The sequence below is a fragment of the Lutibacter flavus genome, assembly GCF_900188355.1.
In the GTDB taxonomy this organism is placed as follows: Bacteria; Bacteroidota; Bacteroidia; order Flavobacteriales; family Flavobacteriaceae; genus Lutibacter; species Lutibacter flavus.
The window spans coordinates 118,130-141,117 of sequence record NZ_FZNX01000005.1 but is presented as its reverse complement, the minus strand read 5'-3'; the positions used below and the strand labels follow the sequence as shown (position 1 = coordinate 141,117).

The window sequence follows — 22,988 nt, the reverse complement described above, 5'->3', positions numbered from 1 at the left end:
AGAACTTTGAAAAATATAATTATGGGTTGTTTTAGAGTATTACTTTGTATCATTTTTCCACCGTTAGCAGTTATTGATAAAGGCTGTGGATCTATTATAATTGTATTTATTCTAACTTGTTTAGGTTGGATACCAGGAGTAATAGCAGCTTTAATTATTAATAACAATCCTAAAAACTAATGCAGAAAGTTAAATTAATTGATTTAGGCTTAAAAGATTATAAAGAAACCTGGGATTATCAAGAAGTGCTTTTTCAAGACACCATAAATATTAAAATTGATAACAGACGAAATAATTTAACTACAGAAACACCAAATTATTTTGTGTTTGTTGAACATCCTCACGTTTATACTTTAGGGAAAAGTGGTGATATGAGTAATTTGCTCTTAAATGAAGAGCAACTTACCAATAAAGGTGCTACTTTCTATAAAATAAACCGTGGTGGAGATATTACGTATCACGGACCGGGGCAAATTGTTGGATACCCAATATTAGATTTGGATAATTTTTTTACGGATATTCATAAATATTTACGCTTTTTAGAAGAGATAATTATAAATACATTAGCTGAATACGGAATAAAATCGGAACGAAGTGAAGGAGAAACTGGAGTTTGGTTAGATGTTGGAACACCTTTTGCTCGTAAAATTTGTGCTTTGGGAGTTAGAACCAGCCGTTGGGTAACAATGCACGGTTTTGCACTAAACACCAATACTAATTTAGGTTATTTTGACAATATTATTCCCTGCGGAATTAAAGGCAAAGCTGTTACTTCTTTAGAAGCAGAATTGGGTAAAAAAGTTGATTTAGAAGAAGTAAAAACTAAAATTTTAAAACACTTTAAAGAGTTGTTTGAAGTTGAATTTGTATAAATAGTGTCATTCCTGCCTTCACTGGAATAATAATAATATTAGCAAAAGACCTTTTTAATGGTCATATTACAATTTCATACTTGATGAACAGATTGCCGCAGTTTTTTTATCAAAAACTTCGCAATGACAGAGAACTTTTGACTTTTGACTTTTGACTTTTGACAAAAACTAATCTTCCTCGTTAAAATAGACTTTATAGTATTTCATTTTCTTTTCTTCATCATATCCTTTTTCCAAAAATTCACTTGCTGCATCTGGAGCGTCTATATCTAACTTTATTTGAATATTGGTATCCAATTTTATTTCAGTTTTAATCTTTTGCTTTTGTTTCTTTAAAACAATGTCTGAGATTGCAAATTGATTTCTAACCAACACATCATTTATTTCTTCAAATTGTTTTTTATAATTATCGAATAATGGTTTAAAGTCTTCATTTTCTTCAAAAACTTCATCCTTAAAATCGTGAATATTTACATCTTCATTTTCTTTAAAAAAGTCGACTGTTTTAGCTAAAAACTTACTTTTTTCCTGAACTCCATAATCTTCTTTTATAACCTCTTCAGAAAAATCTTTACACATTTCAATGTAATTTTGTGTATGCTGATTACTATCATCGGCATATTTTACATTTAAAAAGTTTTTAATCCAGTATTGGGCATCATAATTATTGGTATCAACACTTAAAACCACTCTACCTTCGGCATCAGTTGAATTGATAATTAAGCAACCTTTATCTAATTTTTTAGTACTAATTCCTTGTTGTACAAAAACATCTAACACATCTTTTTCCATAAAAGTTTGAAAAAAGTTTATTTTGTTTTCAATTTTAAAAATACCAAGTGCCTGTGTTACAACATCCTTATATTCAACATCTTCAAAAAGGGCAACAATAACATCACCTGTTTTTATTTGTGCAGAATTAGATTGTTCGAACAAATGATTTACAATGTGCTTAGAGATATCAATAAATGATGATTCGTCATTAAATATTTCGGTCGAATAATTATTTATTTCATTCAGCTCTATATTTGCATGATGGTTAAAACGAAAACTTTCAGCTACATTCCCAAAAGGCTTTAATAAAAAAGGTTTCATTAGTTCATAACTTTCTTCATCAAAAGTGATAGCACTTTCTGAAAAAATATTAGTAGCACTATTAAATTTGTTTCCTACTTTATGAATTATAAACTTTGAAATTGAAACTCTATTTCTTTTAATCATTTTTTACATTTTTTATCGAACGCAAATGTAAAATTTTAATGACAATTTTTAAGAAATTACAAATCTAATTTTAGCTGTTCTGGTAACAATCGAAAAGATTTTCTGTGATAATTAGTAATTCCAAATTCTCTAATAGCATCTCTATGTTGCTTTGTTGGATATCCTTTGTTCTTTTTCCAACAATAATTTGGGAATTCTAAATCAATTTTTCGCATAAATTCATCTCTATATGTTTTTGCTAAAACCGATGCCGCAGCAATACTCATAAATTTGGCATCTCCTTTTATAATTGTAGTATGAGGAATGCTTTTATAGGATTTAAATTTATTTCCATCAACAATAATATGTTCTGGTACAATTGCCAACTTACCAATAGATTTATGCATTGCTAAAATTGAAGATTGCAATATATTTATTTCATCTATTTTTAGTTCATCCACAAATGCTACTCCAAATGCCAAAGCGTTTTCTTCAATATATGGTCTTAACAGTTCTCTTTGTTTTTCAGTTAATTGTTTAGAATCGTTTAATAACGGATGCTCAAAATTCTTAGGAAGAATAACTGCTGCCGCAACAACTGGACCAGCTAAACAACCTCTACCAGCTTCATCTGTACCGGCTTCCAGTTGGTTTTTTAAGAAATGTTTTTTGAGTCCCATTTGTTATATTTGAACAACAAAATTAATAAAACTTATCATTGCAATTTACTATTATTATTTTCGTTCAAATATTTTACCTTTGCCACTTAAAGTTTTATATGAAAAAAGTATTATTAGTTTTATTTTTAGGGTTTTATTTTTTAAATGCCAGCGCTCAATTAAAACGAGAAGGAGGAGGAGTAGTAGTAGGAGGTAATAATAACTCTATGACAAACCAGTCCTCAGATTCTAACAAAAGCGTAAAAATTAAACTAAGTGCCAAAACTAACTATACTGATTTTAAAATTATTAGCTCCGATAATGATACTACTATAGTTGACACCACATTAACTTTAAAAAAAGATTTTAGATTTAATTATCTACGTAAAGATAACTTTGGTCTATTGCCTTTTCATAATCAGGGGCAAACTTTTAACAGATTGCATTATAATTTTGAAAATAATTCTCTTTTTCCTTTAATGGGAATGGATGCAAAGCAGTATAACTATTATTCGGTTGAAGATGTTAAATACTATTATGTGCCAACTCCAACAACAGAATTAATGTATAGAACTGGTTTAGAACAAGGGCAGGTTTTAGATGCATTTTTAACAATGAATACTTCTAAACAATTTAATTTTTCATTAGCATATAAAGGCCTAAGATCGTTAGGGAAATACAGAGAATCTTTAAGCAGTCATGGTAATTTTAGAACAACTTTTAATTATCATTCTAAAAACAAGGTTTATTATGCCAAAGGTCATTTTGCTTCATATGATTTATTTAATAATGAGAATGGTGGATTACCAGAAATATCAATAGGTTATTTTGAAAGTAATGATCCAAATTACATAGACAGAGGACGTTTAGATGTGAATTTATCAGACACAGAAAATATGCTGGAAGGAAAACGCTATTATTTAGATCAATCTCTTATCTTATTTTCTAAAAAAAACAAACTTACAAAAGGCTATATTAAAAAAGTAAATATTATTAAGCAGTTTAAATTAGACTCTATAAATGCCGCAATTTTATTAGCTAAATATAATGACTCAATTATTGCAAGTGATTCAATTAACTCACAAATAGCTGAAAAGAAATTCACTTCAATTAAAAAAGACTCAATAGATACTAAATCAATAAAAAAAGATTCTATTTCAATTTCAAAACAAAACGATTCAATTATTGTAAGTGATTCAATTATTTCAAAAATAACCCAAAAGGAAATCGCTTCAATTAAAAAACCAAGGGTTAAAAAAGATACAGTAAATATTAAATCAATAAAAAAGGATTCTATAATTGCACCAAAATTGATTTCAGATTCTATTCCAATTGCAAGTATTAAGAAAGGTCCTATTTTAGGACCAAAAAAGAAGAAAGGCCCTCCAATTGACAAAAGCATAGAAAAAAATACTTCAAAAGACTCAGTGAAAGTCACTATTTCAACACTTGATTCTATAAAAGGGATTAAGGATAATTTTGAACTGAAAATCGGACATAAATTTATGTACGAAACAAAGCATTATCGATTTAAAAACAGTTCTGGTAGTGCTATTTTTGGTGATACTTATGATTCAAATGTAACGGATCACACAGCTTATCAACAAATGGACAACCAACTTTATTTAGAGGTTAATACTCCATTTATTGGAACTTTAAGAGCTAAGGCCAATTATTATAAATACAATTACCACTATAACAGTATTTTATATTTAGATTCTTTTACCATTTCAGATAAATTAAAAGGAAATGCTCTTTCGGCTGGTGCTGATTGGAAAGCCACTATTGGAAAGTTGGCCATAAAGGCAGATGCAACTTCAATTGTTTCTGGAGACTTAGCGGGTAACTCTTTAAAAGCTTCAATTTCTTATAAAAAAGACAGTGTTTATAGTTTAAAAGGGTATGGCGAAATCACTTCAAAATCGCCTAATTTTAACAAAATTTTATTTCAAAGTGGATTCAAAGATTACAATTGGCAAAATAATTTTGATAATGAAGAAATTAAAACTGCTGGAGTAGAGTTTGCATTAAATAAGTGGGGAAGCATAAAAGCTTCTTATAATTTAATTGATAATTTCACTTATTTTGATACCATTTCTCGTCCGCAACAAGCAAAAGAAACACTAAACTACGTTAAAGTAAAAGCAAATCAATATTTCACTTTTAGAAATTTTACATTAGATAATACTGTAATGTACCAAAATGTATTAGAAGGTGAATCCTTTTTTCGTGTACCTCAAATTATAACAAGAAATACACTGTATTATTCAAATTATGTATTCAAAGGAAAACCTTTGTATCTGCAAACTGGAGTTACGTTTAAATATTTTACTGCATTTAAATCTAATGCATACAATCCATTATTAAGCGAGTTTGTTTTACAGAACGATACTGAAATTGGTAACTTCCCTATATTAGATTTCTTTTTTAATATGCAGGTTCAAAGAACTCGAATATTTTTTAAAGTCGAAAATTTTGGGGCTAGTTTTACAGGGAGAAACTATTATTCTGCACCCAATTACCCATATAGAGATTTAACAGTTCGATTTGGTTTGGTTTGGAACTTCTTTATTTAGAAGATAACTGTTTTATTTTGATATTTAAGGCTGCAAAAAACAGGGTCATAAAAGGACTTAACCAATTAAATATTGCGTAAATAAAATACTCTCCCACTCCAACTCCTAATACTGTAGATTGATAGGCTCCACAAGTGTTCCAAGGAATTAATACTGAAGTTACAGTACCTGAATCTTCTAAACTTCTACTTAAATTTTCAGGCGCTAAACCTTTATCTTCAAAAGCCTTTTTAAACATTTTCCCTGGAATTACAATTGCCAAATATTGATCAGATGCAATAGTATTTAATCCTAAACAACTTATAACAGTGCTGGCAAATAATCCAAATACAGAAGAAGCAACTTTTAACAAAGCACTTGTAATTCTAGCTAATGCCCCAATTGCATCCATTATTCCTCCAAATACCATCGCACAAATAATAAGAAATATGGTCCATAACATTCCTTTCATTCCTCCTGCACTAAAAAGTTCATTCAATTTTTCATTATCAGTAACAATCTCAGTATCAATAAAAATTGAATTTATAATAGCTTTAAAATTTGATGAAGAAAGAGTACTTAATATTTCCGATTGAAAAATAAACGCAAAAACAGCGGCTAATAACACACCAACCCCCAAAGCGATTAACGGTTTTGTTTTAGTTACAATTAAAACAATAACTGCCAAAGGAACTATAAATAAATAAAGGGAAATGTTAAACGTACTATCAATTGTATTTAATAAACCGGTAACATTTGCATTTCCAGTTGTATCAATATTTAAACTTATAATACTAAAAACAATTAAAGTTATAATTATTGTTGGAACAGTGGTTAAAGTCATATACCTAATATGCGTAAATAAGTCGGTTCCTGCCATTGCTGGAGCCAAATTAGTAGTATCACTCAATGGTGACATTTTATCTCCAAAATAAGCCCCTGAGATTACTGCACCAGCTATCATTCCAGAAGGAATTCCGAGAGCTGTACCAATTCCAACCAATGCAATACCAACGGTTGCTGAAGTTGTCCAGGAACTCCCTGTTGCAATAGAAATAATTGCGGCAATAATAACTGAAGCAGGTAAAAATATTGAAGGATTTAAAACTTGAAGTCCATAATAAACCATTGCTGGAATTATTCCACTTACCAACCAGGATCCTGCAAGCGCTCCAACTAAAAACAAAATCATAATTGGAACAAATACACTTTTTAAATTTTCAATAATTTCAGCAACCATTGTTTTAATGTTTACTTTGTTAAAAAAGCCTACAGTTGCGGCAACCAATCCTCCCAATAATAATATAAACTGATTAGAATATTCCCCAAGTAACTCACCACCGGCATAAAAAATGTTATATGCCAGCATAAACATTAGAATAATAACAGGAATTAACGCCTCCCAAATATTTAACTCTATATTATCAATTATTTTTTGATTTTCGATTTCTATTTGTGATAAGTTATTTTTTTCTTGCATTCTCTAATTTTAGGATTGTAATAATACGCAAATTTGAAAGTTTTTACAACTAAAAAGCCCCAATCAACTAATTGATTGGGGCTAAGTATAAAAAATGAACGCTAATTTACAATACTCCTACTTGCTTCATACACTTTCTCATTGCTCTATAAGTTCGTTCAATATCATTGTCTAATCCTATTGAAAATCGAATAATCCCATCTGAAAGACCCATTTCTGCTTGTTCCTCTTCAGGTATTTCAGAAGAAGTACTTGTGCCTGGTGCGCTAAACAAGGTTTTATAAAAACCTAAACTAACTGCTAAGTAACCCAAATTTTCATTTTGCATTAACTCCATTAGCTCATTTGCTTTTTCAAGGGTACCAACATCAATTGTTAAAATTCCTCCAAACCCATATTCCTGATTATACATAGCTTTAAAAAGTTGATGATCACTATGGCTTTTTAGACCAGGATATACTACTTTTAATCCATCATCTTCAAAATTTTCAGCTAGATACAACGCATTTTCACTGTGCTTTTTCATTCTAATATGAAGTGTTCTAAGATTTTTTAAAATACTCGCTGCTCTTAAACTATCCATCACTGGACCTAATAACATTGCGGCTCCATCATTCACATTTCTTAAGCTATCAATAAATTCTTGAGTTCCACATACAACACCTCCAACCGTATCATTAGTTCCATTAATAAATTTAGTTAAACTATGTATAGTTATATCCGCACCTAATTTTTGTGGTGAAATTAAAAGTGGTGAAAATGTATTATCTACCACTAATAATACATTGTGTTTTTTTGCAATTTTAGACAATTCTGCAATATTAGCGATTTCTAACAATGGATTGCTAATTGCCTCACAATAAATCATTTTTGTTTTTGGCGTTATTGCATCTTCCACTGCTTTTAAAGAAGTGATATCTACAAAAGAAGCAGTTATATTAAACTTTGGAGCAAAGTTTTTTAAGAAAGCATAACTCCCTCCATAAATAGTTCTACTTGATACAATATGATCTTCAGCCCCACAAACTTGCATGAAAACCGAAGTTATTGCTCCCATTCCTGATGCAGCTACATTAGCCGTTTCAGTAAATTCCATTGCAGCCAAAGCTTCACTTAAATATAAATTACTTGGACTTGTATGACGTGAATATAAATAGCAACCTTCTGCATGACCTTCAAAAGTATCTAGCATTGTTTTTGCATGTAAAAATGTATAGGTTGCAGAATCTGATATTGAAGGATTTACACCTCCAAATTCGCCAAAATATTGTAAATCTTGAATGTTGTTTGCTGGTTTATTGCTCATAATAAAATAATTTATCTTATAAAATTACTAAACATCCATTTAATAAACTGAATTAATTAATAAATTTAGATTTATTTACTACTTATTAGTATAATAATAGATTTAACTTCTATTAAAATAAAATAATTTATATATTTTTAGAGAAATTTTCTAATAATGATAGCAATAGATTTAACAGATAAAAAAATATTAACTATTCTTCAAAAGAATTCCAAGGCAAACATTAAGGAGATTGCTTTAAAAATTGGCTTAACCCAAACACCAACTTATGAACGCATAAAAAGGTTAGAAAAATCTGGTATTATTGAAAAGTATATTGCTGTTTTAAATAAGGAAAAAATTGGTTTTACCCTAGAGGTTTTTTGTCAGGTTACTTTATTGGTTCACTCCAAAGAATTGATAACCAAATTTGAAAAAGCAGTTAATAATATGGATGAAATTTTTCAGTGCTTTCACGTGGCAGGAAATTATGATTATTTGCTGAAAGTTATTGTTAAAGATATGAATAGCTACCAGTACTTTTTAAAAAATAAATTATCAGTTTTAGATTCTGTTGGAAATGTTCAAAGTACTTTTGTAATGAGTTCTACCAAGGAAGAAACTATTTATAATTTGACATAAAAAAAGTCCAAATTTTTCAATTTGGACTTTACAATTCAATCTTGATTTTAACTATTATTTTTTTGCTACGAGTTTAACTTGCAAATCAAATTCATCATTTACAAATTTATCTTTTAAATTGTCAAAAAATGATTTTGACATATATTTTACATTAAAATCAGCTCTATTAATTTGAAAATTTTCACTCTCAAATACAACTGAATCTTCAGTTTGAGAAACCTCAGCAGAAAAAGATATTTCTTTTGTAATTCCTTTAATTGTCATATCTCCAGTAACAATTACAAGCCCTTCTTCCTCTTCTCCATTTTCAGCAACATCAGTAATTTTAAATGTAGATGTTGTAAACGTAACAACATCAAAAAAGTCAGCTGATTTTAAATGACCTTCTAATTTAGCGCTACCATCTGCATCTTTAATTGAAGACATCTCTACTGTAAAAGAACCTCCAACTAAATTTTCACCATCCATTTCTAAAGTACCTGTTTGCAACATAATTGTACCGTTATGAGAACCTGTTGGCTTGTATCCTTTCCAAGTTATTGTTGAACTTGAAACATCAACATTTAAAGAATTTTTTCCAAATTTTATTGGGTTTGTAAAAGACATTGTTATCAATGCAATTGCCAAAATAAGTATTCCTGATTTTTTCATTTTAAATAATAATTAATTGTTAGTATTTACAATAGTACACTTTTAATACAAATACTTACAATTTTTACAAACGATTTAATAAATCATTAACAAATAAAGATGTTTATTTAGTAGCACTTAAATCAAATGAAATTTCAAATTCATCATTAATAAATTTATCTTTCAAATCGTTGAAAAACTTTTGAGATTTAAATTTAATATCAAACTCAGTTCTATCAATTTTAAAAGTAGTCCCTGAAAGTTTAATACCGGAATCCGTATTTGTAATTGTTACAGGAAATTGAATTGGCTTAGTAATTGCTTTTATAGTTAAATTTCCTTTTAATGTTTCTCCTTCTATCTCAGTTATTTCAAATGTTGAAGTTGAATTATTTTCAACATCAAAAAAGTCTCCACTTTTTAAATGCGCAACTAATTTGGCATTATACTCATCATCTGCTGGAATGTCCAACACTGTAATTGTATTCATATCAAATACAACTTTTCCGCCTGTTAATTTCCCATCTTTAACTTTTAATACTCCCTCTTTAATAGCAACAGTACCATTATGAGTTCCTGTAGGCTTAAAACCTTTCCAATTTAAAGTTGAAGATTCAGAATTTACACTATAACTTGCATCAGCTATAACTTGAGCTTTCTCAGTTACTACTTCAACTTTTTCTTCTTTTGCTTTCTCTTTACAAGAAATAAATAGTACACTAAATACTAATGCAATAACACTTAATTTTTTCATTTTTATAGTAGTTTATAATTTAATAGCAATTATACAAAATAATAGTTTAATCTTATTCAATTATGTTTCGCCCTTAAATTCTGTACTTTTCTATATTTTATTTAAAACTATTTGTTCTACATTTTTTTCTACAATCATTTTATAAAATCCTTTTATTTCAGCATAATACTTAGCTGGGTAAATTGCCTTCTTAATTTGTAAACTAGAATAAACGCTAATCATATTTCCATTAATTGAAGTGCCAAATTTATACACTCCATAATTATCTGGTAAACCAATAGCTAATTTTTCAGGCAAGGATTCTACCGAATAACCTTCAGGTATTCTTATACTAACTCTGTAATTATATAACAATGGCGATCCAAAATCAATAGGAAATTCCCTTTTCTCTAATTTAAAAGGATTTTCTGTTGTTGAGTTAAATAGCAAAGGATTTAAATACATTTTATTTCCCACAACTTCAGTTAATTCCTCTGATGAAAATTTAAGTACTTCTATTATGGGCTTACCAATTTCAATTTTATTATTTATTTTATAATCAAAAATTTCTATACCTAATTTTTCCTCTTCTAACTTAGTTAGCACTTCTTCTTCATCTTCAATTTTTAAATAAGTATTTCTATAATTTAATGCTTTTAAATTTGTGTATTTTGTTTGTTCAGCGCCCTCAATTAAACCTTCTTCATTTATAGATACGGATAAAAGGGACATTAATTCTGCAGGCTTGCTTGGCATTAAATCAACCCAAGTTGAACTACCATTCTCTCTAATTAACCTTCCCTGCCAATTTAATGCTCGTAATGGCAAAACATTTGGAGTACTATATTGTTCTGTAGCATCTAAAAGTATAACACTATTCTCAGTTTCAATACCTGCAATTACATAATTAAATCCATCTGAAGTTGGAAAAAGAGGAATTCCATGATCTCTTGTACTTACTAAAATAGGATTTGCTTCAACCCCAACTTCTCGAAGCATTGCTACTAAAGATAAATTTATTTCCGCAACATTACCTACTCCATCTTTATAAGCTTTTCGTACACCATCTTGAGTATATTTACTATTATATTTGTTCCATTTAATTTTACTTTTAACAAATTGAAAAACTCGACCAATTTTCTCTGTTAAAGTTGAATCTAAACTTGTTGCTGCTAATAAATCTTCTTTAAAATAAGATTTCTTATCCAATTGACTGCCAAAATTATCACTATTGTTAATAGTTTTTGTTACATCTTCCCAACTTGTATTATATATTTTTGGAACTCCATTTTTAGGTCTATATGCAGATATTTCAAATTTCAATGAAGTTATATAATTCTCAATGTTATTTGTATAAGGTTCTTCAATTATTGCAGGAACATCATTTACAATACACTTTGTTGTATTAGAGATAAAATCAATTTTACTTTGACTGAAAGTAGTTTTAGTAACTCCCATTCTCCCCCCACCACTTCTTTCTTTGCTATTTATTGTAATTGAAGAATGCTTCGTGCTTTTATTAATATTTATTGGAAAATGACCTTTAGTTTGATTTTTAAAAACGAAAAACTCAGGTATTTCAACTTCAGAAACTAAATTTTTTATTGGTATTTTATCCTGAAAAACCATATCATCAATACGCCAAATAAATGGTGATCTAATTGTGTATTCCCACTCAATAACACAACCCTCTTTTAAATTTGGCATTGTGAATTTTTTATGACTCCAATATTTGTTAATATTTTCAAAAAAAAACTCTGAATTTTTAAGTTTAGTTTTTTCTATTTTATTATTTTCTAAATTATAAGTGACTGCTTTTATACTTACCTTTTCTTCATCACTATCTGCATATAGTTTAATTTTCTTTGTTGCCCAGTCATAACCTTGTTTGTTATATATTTTAATACGCTCATGAACTTTTGTATTCAAAACCCAACCATCACTATATGAATAATAAGTTCTTCTGTTTCTATATAAAATGGCTGTATTTGCAGAAGAATCCAGTGGATAAAACTTCTCTTCCAATTCTTCTTTGGAAACTTTACCAAATTTATAATCCTGTGCGTTACAAATATTTATAGTAAACAGAATAACAATTGTGATTAAAATATTTTTCATAGCAAATTATTTAACTAAAATTATTTTTGAATTATCAAATTTTCTAATTTTTTTTCTAAAATCTCTATAGGCTGTATAATCTTCTTTTGGATATCTTCCTTCTTCAATTTGAAGTTTTCTTTTATATATATAATTGTAGTCATCAATTTTTTCGATTTCAATTGAATATTTTCCAAATTTTGAATTTAACTCAACATCTTCAGGCATATATTCTAACTTTAATGACTTTGGAAGTTTAATTTGAACCTCATCTATATCTAAAAAACCACTTGATATTTGTAATGGTAATATTCGATTTCTTATCCGTTTCGGAACACTTAAATTTCTGTTAAAAGCATTTATTACAATTAATAGTTGATTTCCACTAAATGTCGCATAATTAGAAGCGTTGAACTCCAATAATTCTTCAAATTTAAATTCTCTTTTATTATTTAAAACTTCAATTTTTGAAAATTCAATATTGTTAATATTAGAAAAATATTTTTTAAATAGTAGATCTAAGTTTTTTTGACTTTCGCCATCATATCTAAACAAGTGATTGTCGTATTGAGTTCCCGAGGCATCAATTGAAACTTTTGCAGTTATTTCACCTAATTCATTAACCTCATACGTTCCCTTTGTCAACTGACAATTCTCTTCCGTTTTATAAATTTTGGTATGTTTTATAATCCCTCCTTCTGGGGTTACCACCAAGACATCTCTATCAGCTGTAAAACTACCAATATGTCCAAAAGGCATTTTTTGATTTGTACACTCTAACCATAAATCACCTTTATCTGTTGGGAGGTTTAATATAATGTGGTTTCCTTGCATTGAAAAGAAATCTTTCTCAACATTTTTATTTTCTTCACCAGCCCAAATCACTGAATAATGAGATTTAACACCAACAGCATCTAATAAAGTTTTAGTATAATTTGTTAGCCCTTTACAATCTCCATACCCCAATTGATGAACTTCATTCGCATTAATAGGAATCCAACCCCCAATACCTTCCTGAACACTTATATACCTTGTCTTATTTTGAACATATTCATAAATAATTTTTGCCTTTTCAATTGGATCAATAACACCTTTTACCAATTCAATAATCTGTAATTTAACATTCTCATCTATTTTATCATTCCCGTTTTTTAAATATTCGTACCTCCATTTTCCAAATTCTTTCCAGTTATTAGCTTCTCCATTAACACCTTCCAAGCTATACTTATTAAGGCCAACAAATAATTTTGGTGTAAACTTTTCTAATTCTGGACTATAAGGTTCATATTTAATTGCTTCTTGATTTGATATTTCATAACCTAAATTGTAGTCTGAATTATTTATCGAGATATTGTATCCTTCAAAAGATTTTTCTTTAATTCTTAATTTTAAACCTTGGTTTGAATTTACAGAATAACTACTATGAATTACAGATGTAGAATACCTGTCAATGGGATTCCAAGAAGGTATAAACCCTGTATTTGAAGTTTTAATTTCATACTTGTAATATACTGTATAAGGGTATGTTATTGCGGTATGCTCATAATGAATTAATCTACCATCATTATGTAAAGAAATTCCATCATAGGCACTATAATCTTTAAATTCACTTTTTTTTATTTTCTTGATTTCTTCTCCATTTGCGTCATAAATATATGCCTTAACACCGTTTATTGATCTTTTGTTATCATAATGAACAGTAATATTTGCAAAATTATCAGCCAACTTATTAAATATAGTAATGGCCGTTTCATAATTAATAATCATCTCTCTTTGAGATTTTATATCAATTGAAACATTTTCGACCCTTATTACAGAATTTGCATTTTTTTTTAATTCTTCTGGAATTTCGGTAACACTAAAATTATTTTCTTGGGAATAGATAAATAAGGTAAAAAAAAGGGTTAAAAAGAATGGGGTAATTCTTAAAATTTTCATAGAACTCAATTTTCTTTAAAAATACAGAATTCATTTAAATCAAAACATGACAATTATCATGAAGCTAATATTAATCCCTAATCTTTGAATCAATTATAATTGTAACCGGGCCATCATTTACAAGTGCAACTTTCATATCAGCACCAAATTCACCTGTTCCAACTTTTTTATTTAATTCCATTTCAAACTGAGAAACAAATTGTTTATAAAGTGGTATTGCAACTTCAGGTTTTGCCGCTTTTATATAAGATGGGCGATTCCCTTTTTTTGTACTTGCCTGGAGTGTAAACTGACTAACAACAATGGCCTCTCCATTTTCATCAATTAATGATGTATTCATAACACCATTTTCATCATTAAAAATCCTGAGATTTGCCACCTTTTTAGTTAGCCATTCAATATCTTCATTTGTATCTTCATTAACAATACCAAGTAAAATAAGCAACCCGTTTTTAATTTCACTAACAACTATTCCTTCAATTGTTACTGACGCTTCTAATACCCTTTGGATAACTACTTTCATAATACATGTTGGATTGTTAAACTGTTTAAGTGTTAAATTGTTGTTAGTTATTAATTTTTAGTTCTTAGTCTTCCTTTTAGTTTCCACTTTCCAACTTTCCAACTTTCGACTTTTTGACTTTTTGACTTTTTGACTTTTTGACTTTTTGACTTTTTGACTTTAATCTTAACTATAAATATCCGTTCTATAATGCTCTTCATCTCCTTCAACCATTTGTAAATAACTGTTGTATCTGGAATATGCGATTTCACCAGTTTCTAAAGCCTCTTTAATGGCGCAATTTGGTTCGTTTATATGCAAACAATTACTATACTTACATTTCGATTTCAGCTTAAAAAATTCAGGAAAATAATCTGTAATTTCTTCAGGTTTAAAATCTACAACTCCAAACCCCTTTATTCCTGGAGTATCAATAATAAAGCCTCCAAAACTTAGTTGAAACATCTCGGCAAATGTAGTAGTATGCATTCCCTGCCTATGCTGTTTAGATACTTCTTTTGTTTTTAAATTTAAGTTTGGTTCAATAGCATTAATTAAGGTTGACTTTCCAACACCAGAATGCCCTGAAAACATAGTTGTTTTATCTTTCATTAACGCCTTTACTTTATCTATTCCAATGTTTTTGGTAGCAGAAATGGCAATACATTTATAACCAATTTCTGAATAGGTAGCATCTAACATTGCAAGTTTCTCTAACTCATCATCTGTATAAATATCTAATTTATTAAAAAGTAAAACCGTTTTTATATTATAGGCTTCTGCAGTTGCTAAAAACCGATCTATAAAACCAGTAAATGTTGGAGGGTTATTAATGGTAACTAATAAAAAAGCTATGTCTATATTTGATGCAATTATATGTGTTTGTTTAGAAAGTTTTACAGATTTTCGAATGATATAGTTCTTCCTTTCAAAAATTTGATTAATAACACCCGTCTCTTTACCATCTTCATATTCAAAGTTAACATGGTCACCAACAGCAACGGGATTGGTACTTTTTATACCTTTAAGCCTAAATTTTCCTTTTAACCTACAATCAATACTAGCACCTTCAATAGTAAATACTGTATACCAACTTCCTGTAGATTTTGTTACAACTCCTTTCATAAGAACAAATATAGTTTAAAGTATTAAACTAAATAACCATTTATTTTAGTTTAAAAGGCTCATTTATTAATATATTTAAACTAAATATTAAAAATATAATTTATACTTTTAACTTAACCACAAGCGTAATTAAATTGAAAAAAATGCGTAAAAAAATACTAAATAGAAAAAAAATAAATCCGTCTACTCAAATTTTTACTGGTGTAAAATATTCAGACGATCTTAATATGCAGCTTTTCATTTATAATGAAAATGAATATGTTGAAAATTCAAAATTTTACGAAAAAGATTTCAACGGTTTTAACAATGATGAAAAACAATATTGGCTTAATACACATGCAATACATGATACTGAACAAATTACTAGTATTTGTAAAAAAGCTAAAATACATGATTTAGTTATTCAAGATATTTTAGATGTAAATCAACGTCCAAAATTTCAAGAATATGAAGATTATTGGTTTTTTTCAATGAAATCAATATTGCCTTCAGATAGTACTGAAATTGAATCTGAGCAATTAAGTTTTATTTTGGGTAAAAACTATTTAATTTCTTTTCAAGAAAAAAAATCAGATCATTTTGAACATGTGAGACATAGAATTAGAGAAAAAATTGGCATCTTAAGAGAAAGAGGTACAGATTATTTACTCTTTTTATTATTGGAGTCTATATTGGATAATTATTTTAAAACTATTGAAAATATTGAAGATATTGTTGAAAATTTTGTGCTTATTGATATTAATGAAGATCCGTCTCCTACCCTTTTAAACACCATCGAAAATTATAAAAGACAGCTGCATTCTATTAAAAAAACGATTCTTCCAATTAGAGATTTTGTTTCAAAAGTTGAACGTGAAAAGTTTAGCCTTATTCAACAAAAACATATAAAATACTTTTTTGAACTAAAAGATATCTGTTTGACACTTTTAGATAATTGTGATAAAATAGAAGCAAGACTTGAAAGCGATATAAATTTGTTCTTTTCTATACAAGGACATAGAATGAATCAGGTTATGAAAACCCTTACTGTAGTTTCAACAATTTTTATTCCACTAACCTTTTTAGCAGGAATTTATGGGATGAATTTTAGCAATATGCCCGAACTTACTTGGAAATATGGTTATTTTGGCATTTGGGCAATAATTTTAATAGTTTTTATTATTATGATTCTCTATTTCAAAAGGAAAAAATGGTTCTAAAAAGAACACTTTAACACCATTTTATTTCGCATAAAAAAACTTCAAAATAATTGTAAATATTAACTAATTTTGACCTAACTTAATGTATTAAGCATTAGGTGATAAAATTAATATATTACGCATATTATTAATAAAAAAAATGAAAGATATAGAAAATATTGAATTAACTTATTTAACTCTAGATGACTATCAAGAGCTTAAAGCAGCTATGATTGATTCATACACAACAATGCCAAATTCTTTTTGGAGAGAGCACCAAATAGCATCTTTAATTGATCGGTTTCCAGAAGGGCAAGTTGTAATAAAAATTAATGATCAAATTGCAGGTTGTGCATTGTCAATTATCGTAGATTATAATAGTTTTGATGACCACCACTCCTATCAAGAAATAACAGGTAATTATACATTTAGCACTCATACGCCAGACGGAGATGTACTTTATGGAATTGATGTTTTTATAAAACCACAATATAGAGGTTTGCGCTTAGGGAGAAGATTGTACGATTATAGAAAAGAATTATGTGAACAGTTAAATTTAAGAGGTGTTGCTTTTGGGGGAAGAATTCCAAATTATCATAAATATTCGGATAAGTTATCGCCCAAAGAATATATTGCAAAAGTTAGAAGAAAAGAAATTCATGATCCTGTATTAAATTTTCAGGTTTCCAATGATTTTCACCCAACTAAAGTATTAAAAAATTACTTAGAAGGAGACGAAGCTTCTAATGATTATGCCGTTCTTTTAGAATGGGATAATATTTACTACGAGAAAAAAACTAAGAAAGCTTCTGTTATTAAAAAAGTTGTTCGTTTAGGTTTAATTCAATGGCAAATGAGACCTTATAAAGATTTAGAGGAATTAATGACACAGGTAGAGTTTTTTGTTGATGCTGTTTCTGGTTATCGATCAGACTTTGCACTATTCCCAGAATTCTTTAATGCGCCATTAATGGCAAAAAACAACCATTTAACTGAATCTGAAGCAATTAGAGAACTCGCAAAACATACCGAAGAAATAGTGAAGCAATTCTCTCAACTCTCAATATCCTACAATATAAATATCATTTCTGGAAGTATGCCAGAAATGCAAAACGGTAAATTATATAATGTTGGATATTTATGTAGAAGAGATGGAACTGTTGAAAGATATGAAAAATTACATGTAACTCCAGATGAAGCCCGTGTTTGGGGACTTCAAAAAGGACATGAACTAAAAAGTTTTGATACGGATTGCGGAAAAATTGGAATTTTAATTTGTTACGATTCTGAATTTCCAGAATTAAGTAGGATTTTAGCCGATGAAGGAATGGACATTTTATTTGTGCCTTTTTTAACTGATACACAAAACGGCTATTCAAGAGTTAGAAACTGTTCGCAAGCCCGAGCAATAGAGAATGAATGTTATGTTGCAATTGCAGGTAGTGTAGGAAATTTACCAAAAGTCCAAAATATGGATATCCAATATGCGCAATCTATGGTATTTACACCTTGTGATTTTGCATTTCCTGCAAATGGTATAAAAGCAGAAGCAACACCAAATTCAGAAATGATTTTAATTGCCGATGTTGATATCGATTTATTGAGACAATTACATCAGTTTGGTAGTGTTAGAAACTTAAAAGACAGACGTAAAGATTTATATGAAGTTAAAAAGCTTTAATCAATTCTTTTCTAAGTTTACACTCTGATAAATTAATTAATAGCACCAAATATTATGGATGAGCTAAACAAAATGATTCAGGATTTTAATAGTTGGGAGTCTAAGGATTTAATATTAAAATTTTCTCAATTCTTTCTTTGGGCGCTATTAATTTTGGTAATTTCTTGGTTTATAAGGCGAAATATTACTAAAGGAATTAATGACAATTCTATGCGATATCGAATTAAAAAATTAGTTCGAATGGCAAGTTATGTTTTAATTTTTTTATTAATTCTTATAATATTTACAGGCAGCTTCCAATATTTTACTGTTTCAATTGGTTTAATAAGTGCAGCTTTAGCATTTGCATTACAAGAAGTTGTGCTAAGTATAGCAGGCTGGTTTTCTATTTTTAGCTCCAACACTTACAAACCAGGTGATCGAATTAAAATAAATAATATAACTGGAGATGTAATTGACATAGGTATTACAAAAACAACACTTATGGAAATTGGTGATTGGGTTTCAAGTGACAATTATAACGGTCGTATTGTAAAAATTAGTAATTCCTTTGTATTTAAAGGTGCCGTTCATAATTACTCTACGGATTTCCCTTTTGTTTGGGACGAAATAAATCTACCAATAAAATACGAATCAGATATCGCCCTAGCTAATGAAATAATAGTAAAAACTGCTAATAAATACCTTTCAGACTATTCGAATTACGCAAAAGATCATTGGAAAACAATGGTAAATAAATATTTAATTGAAAATGCAATTACCGAATGTACGCTTACTTTAAAATTAACCGATAATTGGATAGAATTTAATCTAAGATATGTTGTTGATTATAAAAAAAGAAGGATCACAAAAAATAAACTTTTTAGAGAAATTTTAAATGAGATTAATAATACTAATAATAAGGTTATGCTAGCATCAGCTACTTTTGAAGTAGTAGGATTGCCTGACTTAAAAGTTGATTTAAATACTAAAAACCCATAGAAATTAGGTTTAAAAAGTAAAAGCATCTTAAAATCAGTTGATTAAAAGATGCTTTTGTTGACCTACAAGGACTCGAACCTTGACTGACGATACCAAAAACCGGAGTGCTACCATTACACCATAGGTCATTTTGAGCGTGCAAATTTAAAGTAAAGTTTTAATTCAGCAAACATTTTTAGCATTTTTTTTAAATTTTTACATTTAACAACACTTTAATACTTATTACAACTTCATAGCGTTCTAAAACTCAATAATTAAGTTAAATTTTATTAAATTCGCCTCGTACAAAACATAATCTATGAATTCATTCAATTTTACGAAATGGAATACCATCCTTGGATGGGCAACTTTTGCGATTGCTTTAATTACTTACACCTTAACATTAGAACCTACAGTTAGTTATTGGGATTGTGGTGAATACATATCTACAGCAGTAAAACTAGAAGTTGGGCATCCGCCAGGAGCACCATTATTTCAAATGTTAGGTGCATTTTTCGCAATGTTTACTACAGATGTTACCGAAATTGCCAAAATGGTAAACTTTATGTCCGCTTTAGCGAGTGCTTTTACCATTTTATTTATGTTTTGGACCATTACAATTTTAGGAAGAAAATTAGTAAAAAAAACTTCAGAATTTTCTGTTAGTACAAATATCGCAATTTTAGGAAGTGGTGTTGTTGGAGCGTTAGCCTATACGTTTTCAGATAGCTTTTGGTTTAGTGCAGTTGAAGGCGAAGTGTATGCAATGTCCTCATTTTTAATGGCATTACTATTTTGGCTTGGATTACGTTGGGAAACAGAAATGGATAAACCTAAAGGAAATAAATGGTTATTATTAATAAGTTTTGTTGTTGGATTGTCTTTTGGTGTTCACATTTTATCCTTGTTGGTAATCCCATCAATTGTATTTCTTTACATCTATAAAAAATACAAAAACTTAAATATTAAACAATTTATAATTGCCAATATAGTTTCAATATTGGTACTTGTTTTTGTTTTTAAAATGCTATTTCCATTCACTTTAAAATTCTTTAGTTCGTTAGAATTATTCTTTGTAAATTCTATTGGATTGCCATTTAATTCAGGTACTATTATTGCTGGAATATTATTAATAGCGGCCTTTTATTTTGGACTGAATTACACTCATAAAAAAAATAAAGTTGAAGCTAATACTTTAGTTCTTTCTGTATTATTTATTATGATTGGGTTTTCATCTTGGTTAATGCTTCCAATAAGAGCAAATGCCAACACTACTATTAATGAAAATAATCCTTCAAGTGCAAGAGAATTATTAGCATATTACGATCGTGAACAATATGGTGATGCAAATGTATTTTATGATACGTATTACTCCGTTGTTTATGATAGACAAACGGATGCGAGCAAACCTACAAAAGATGACAAGCCAAAGTACGAGAAGGACGAAAAACTTGGGAAATATGTAATTGTAAATAATTACAAAGATGCATTGCCAAATTATAGTGGAAAGCACAAAGGTTTTATACCAAGAATGGTAAATCCAGATGGCTCAGTTGTTAAAAACTACAAAGCAATTGCCGGCATTCCAGAAAACAGCAAAAGAAGACCCACTTTTATTGAAAACATTAAGTTTATGGTCGATTTTCAGTTTGGTTATATGTACGGTCGTTACTTCATGTGGAATTTTGTTGGTAGACAAAATGATGAGCAAGGAAATTTAGATTTACAAAATGGGAACTGGTTAAGTGGCATAAAATTTATTGATGAAATACGTTTGGGACCACAATCAAATTTACCTTCAGATGTTAAAAATAATAAGGGTAGAAATACTTATTTCTTTTTTCCTTTAATCTTAGGAATTATAGGTTTCTTATTTCATCTTAAAAAAGATAAAAACGATTTTTATGTGCTACTATTATTTTTTGCTTTCACAGGCTTAGCAATTATATTTTATACAAATCCAAAACCATTTGAACCTCGTGAACGCGATTACGCCGTGGTAGGTTCTTTTTACATATTTGCTATTTGGATTGGATTTGGAGTTTTGGCAATTTTTGAAAAACTAAAAAAATTCGCAAATAAAAAAACGGTTGCTATTGCCGTTTCCTCGGTTGCACTTTTAGCGGTTCCTGTATTGATGGGATTTCAAAATTGGGACGATCACGATAGGTCTAACAGATATACTTCTCATTTAAATGCAAAAGCATATTTAGATTCTTGTGATGAAAACGCCATTTTATTTACAATTGGTGATAATGATACTTTTCCGTTATGGTATATGCAAGAGGTGGAAAATCACAGAACCGATATAAAACTAATTAACACAAGTCTTTTCCAAACCGATTGGTATATAGACCAAATGAAAAGGAAAACTTATAAAGCAGATCCTATTCCATCTCAATTAACACATGATAAATACAAATGGGGGACTTTAGATGTCGCTTACTATTTTGAAGAGCTTTTTCCTCAATTAAAAGATTCTGTTGTTGATATCGATTACTTTATGAAATGGATTGAAAGTGATAGAGATATTACACAATATGATTTAGACGATGATGGTATTTTTGAAAAAGTATTACCAACAAATAAAATTAGAATTCCTGTTAATAAAGAAGCCGTTTTAAAAAATGGAATCGTTGCCCAAAAAGATGCAGATTTAATAGTTCCATATATTGATATTGAATTTGGAAATAACCTTACTAAAAACAGAATATTAATGCTGGATATTTTGGCAAATAATAATTGGGAAAAACCTATTTATTTTACTGGTGGAGCACAAGCCGATGAAGAATATATTTGGTTAAAAGATTATTTACAGCTGGATGGTATGACCTATAAATTTGTTCCTATTTTAACGCCAGATGATGGTAATTTCTTTGAAATGGGACGAATAAATACCGATATTATGTACAAAAATGTTAAAAACTGGGATTGGAGAAACATAACAGATGACAACATTTATTTAGATACTGAAACAAGAAAAAATTCAGTTACTTACCGAAATAATATGGAGCGTTTAGCTAGTACCTTAATGGCTGAAAATAAACTTGATAAAGCTGAAGAGATTTTAGACATTTCAATAGAAAAAATGCCTGTAAACAAGTTTGGACATTACAGTATGTTAATTTCTTATGTAAATTTATATTACAAACTAAACAAAAAAGAAAAAGCAAGAAAATTAGCCTCAGAATTAAAAACTGTTTTTCAAGAAAACTTAGTTTATTATAGTCAATATGATGAAGCAAATATTAATGGTGTTTTTGATCAAATTGAAAGAACTTTTTTAATGTACGACCAAATAATTAAAACATCCATTCGATTAGATGATGACGAAGAATATACCACCAAGTTGAAAAATGAATATGTAATGTTTTTAAAGCTTTTTGATTTTCTAATTGAAGACGAATAAATGAAACGAGCATACTAAAAACGTTATCACATAAGGTAATGA

The 22,988-nt window shown here is 28.8% G+C and carries 18 protein-coding genes and 1 tRNA gene; 8 read left to right on the top strand and 11 right to left on the bottom strand.

The window, feature by feature from the left end:
• Nucleotides 1-21 precede the first annotated feature (21 nt).
• Both CHB63_RS13855 and lipB read left to right on the top strand, forming a co-directional pair.
• On the top strand, nt 22-180 hold the full coding sequence (locus CHB63_RS13855; protein ID WP_089379086.1) for a YqaE/Pmp3 family membrane protein: 159 nt from the start codon (nt 22-24) through the stop codon (nt 178-180).
• Entirely contained in the window at nt 180-872 is a 693-nt protein-coding gene (gene lipB / locus CHB63_RS13850) for a lipoyl(octanoyl) transferase LipB (RefSeq protein WP_089379085.1), read from the top strand. Before CHB63_RS13855 ends, lipB begins: the two co-directional genes overlap by 1 nt.
• Before the next feature lie 168 nt (nt 873-1,040).
• Here lipB and CHB63_RS13845 read toward each other — a convergent pair whose 3' ends face one another.
• Both CHB63_RS13845 and CHB63_RS13840 read right to left on the bottom strand, forming a co-directional pair.
• Nucleotides 1,041-2,093, bottom strand: coding sequence for a nucleoid-associated protein (locus CHB63_RS13845; RefSeq protein WP_089379084.1), 1,053 nt, complete (start codon nt 2,091-2,093; stop codon nt 1,041-1,043).
• A gap of 56 nt (nt 2,094-2,149) precedes the next feature.
• Nucleotides 2,150-2,752, bottom strand: coding sequence for a ribonuclease HII (locus tag CHB63_RS13840; protein WP_089379083.1), 603 nt, complete (start codon nt 2,750-2,752; stop codon nt 2,150-2,152).
• A 98-nt stretch (nt 2,753-2,850) separates the two neighbouring features.
• Between CHB63_RS13840 and CHB63_RS13835 the strand changes: the two genes are divergently transcribed.
• Nucleotides 2,851-5,307: a putative porin gene (locus tag CHB63_RS13835; protein ID WP_089379082.1), complete on the top strand. Its 2,457-nt coding sequence runs from the start codon at nt 2,851-2,853 to the stop codon at nt 5,305-5,307.
• Here the strand turns inward: CHB63_RS13835 and nhaC are convergent.
• Together nhaC and CHB63_RS13825 are read right to left on the bottom strand one after the other, a co-directional pair.
• On the bottom strand, nt 5,300-6,766 hold the full coding sequence (nhaC, locus tag CHB63_RS13830) for a Na+/H+ antiporter NhaC (protein ID WP_089379081.1): 1,467 nt from the start codon (nt 6,764-6,766) through the stop codon (nt 5,300-5,302). The genes CHB63_RS13835 and nhaC overlap by 8 nt on opposite strands.
• Before the next feature lie 106 nt (nt 6,767-6,872).
• The gene (locus CHB63_RS13825; protein WP_089379080.1) at nt 6,873-8,072 is read right to left on the bottom strand and encodes an aminotransferase class I/II-fold pyridoxal phosphate-dependent enzyme; all 1,200 of its coding nucleotides are present in this window, start codon (nt 8,070-8,072) and stop codon (nt 6,873-6,875) included.
• 156 nt (nt 8,073-8,228) lie between these two features.
• Here CHB63_RS13825 and CHB63_RS13820 point away from each other — a divergent pair, with 156 nt between their 5' ends.
• Nucleotides 8,229-8,693, top strand: a complete 465-nt coding sequence (locus CHB63_RS13820) for an Lrp/AsnC family transcriptional regulator (RefSeq protein ID WP_176420380.1) — start codon at nt 8,229-8,231, stop codon at nt 8,691-8,693.
• A 54-nt stretch (nt 8,694-8,747) separates the two neighbouring features.
• Here CHB63_RS13820 and CHB63_RS13815 read toward each other — a convergent pair whose 3' ends face one another.
• The 6 genes from CHB63_RS13815 to rsgA form a co-directional block, all read right to left on the bottom strand.
• Nucleotides 8,748-9,344, bottom strand: a complete 597-nt coding sequence (locus CHB63_RS13815; protein ID WP_089379079.1) for a YceI family protein — start codon at nt 9,342-9,344, stop codon at nt 8,748-8,750.
• 103 nt (nt 9,345-9,447) lie between these two features.
• Entirely contained in the window at nt 9,448-10,077 is a 630-nt protein-coding gene (locus CHB63_RS13810) for a YceI family protein (RefSeq protein ID WP_089379078.1), read from the bottom strand.
• A 90-nt stretch (nt 10,078-10,167) separates the two neighbouring features.
• Nucleotides 10,168-12,174: a DUF3857 domain-containing protein gene (locus tag CHB63_RS13805; RefSeq protein WP_089379077.1), complete on the bottom strand. Its 2,007-nt coding sequence runs from the start codon at nt 12,172-12,174 to the stop codon at nt 10,168-10,170.
• A 6-nt stretch (nt 12,175-12,180) separates the two neighbouring features.
• A complete protein-coding gene (locus tag CHB63_RS13800; protein ID WP_089379076.1) occupies nt 12,181-14,091 on the bottom strand; it encodes a DUF3857 domain-containing protein in 1,911 nt (636 codons plus the stop codon).
• 70 nt (nt 14,092-14,161) lie between these two features.
• Nucleotides 14,162-14,614, bottom strand: a complete 453-nt coding sequence (dtd, locus tag CHB63_RS13795) for a D-aminoacyl-tRNA deacylase (protein ID WP_089379075.1) — start codon at nt 14,612-14,614, stop codon at nt 14,162-14,164.
• A 165-nt stretch (nt 14,615-14,779) separates the two neighbouring features.
• Complete coding sequence (gene rsgA, locus CHB63_RS13790) at nt 14,780-15,718, bottom strand: ribosome small subunit-dependent GTPase A (RefSeq protein ID WP_089379074.1); 939 nt, start codon at nt 15,716-15,718, stop codon at nt 14,780-14,782.
• A 143-nt stretch (nt 15,719-15,861) separates the two neighbouring features.
• On the opposite strand from rsgA, the gene corA reads away from it, so the two are divergent.
• From corA to CHB63_RS13775, 3 genes are all read left to right on the top strand, one after another.
• Nucleotides 15,862-16,917 carry a magnesium/cobalt transporter CorA gene (gene corA / locus CHB63_RS13785; RefSeq protein WP_089379073.1) on the top strand — a complete coding sequence of 352 codons (1,056 nt, stop codon included), beginning with the start codon at nt 15,862-15,864 and terminating at the stop codon, nt 16,915-16,917.
• A gap of 139 nt (nt 16,918-17,056) precedes the next feature.
• Nucleotides 17,057-18,577, top strand: coding sequence for a carbon-nitrogen hydrolase family protein (locus CHB63_RS13780; protein ID WP_089379072.1), 1,521 nt, complete (start codon nt 17,057-17,059; stop codon nt 18,575-18,577).
• Between the two features lie 54 nt (nt 18,578-18,631).
• The gene (locus tag CHB63_RS13775) at nt 18,632-19,558 is read left to right on the top strand and encodes a mechanosensitive ion channel family protein (protein WP_245856991.1); all 927 of its coding nucleotides are present in this window, start codon (nt 18,632-18,634) and stop codon (nt 19,556-19,558) included.
• 57 nt (nt 19,559-19,615) lie between these two features.
• On the opposite strand, the gene CHB63_RS13770 is transcribed toward CHB63_RS13775, so the two are convergent.
• Nucleotides 19,616-19,686 (bottom strand) — tRNA-Gln (locus tag CHB63_RS13770).
• A 170-nt stretch (nt 19,687-19,856) separates the two neighbouring features.
• Here CHB63_RS13770 and CHB63_RS13765 point away from each other — a divergent pair.
• On the top strand, nt 19,857-22,946 hold the full coding sequence (locus CHB63_RS13765) for a glycosyltransferase family 117 protein (RefSeq protein WP_089379071.1): 3,090 nt from the start codon (nt 19,857-19,859) through the stop codon (nt 22,944-22,946).
• Nucleotides 22,947-22,988 lie beyond the last annotated feature (42 nt).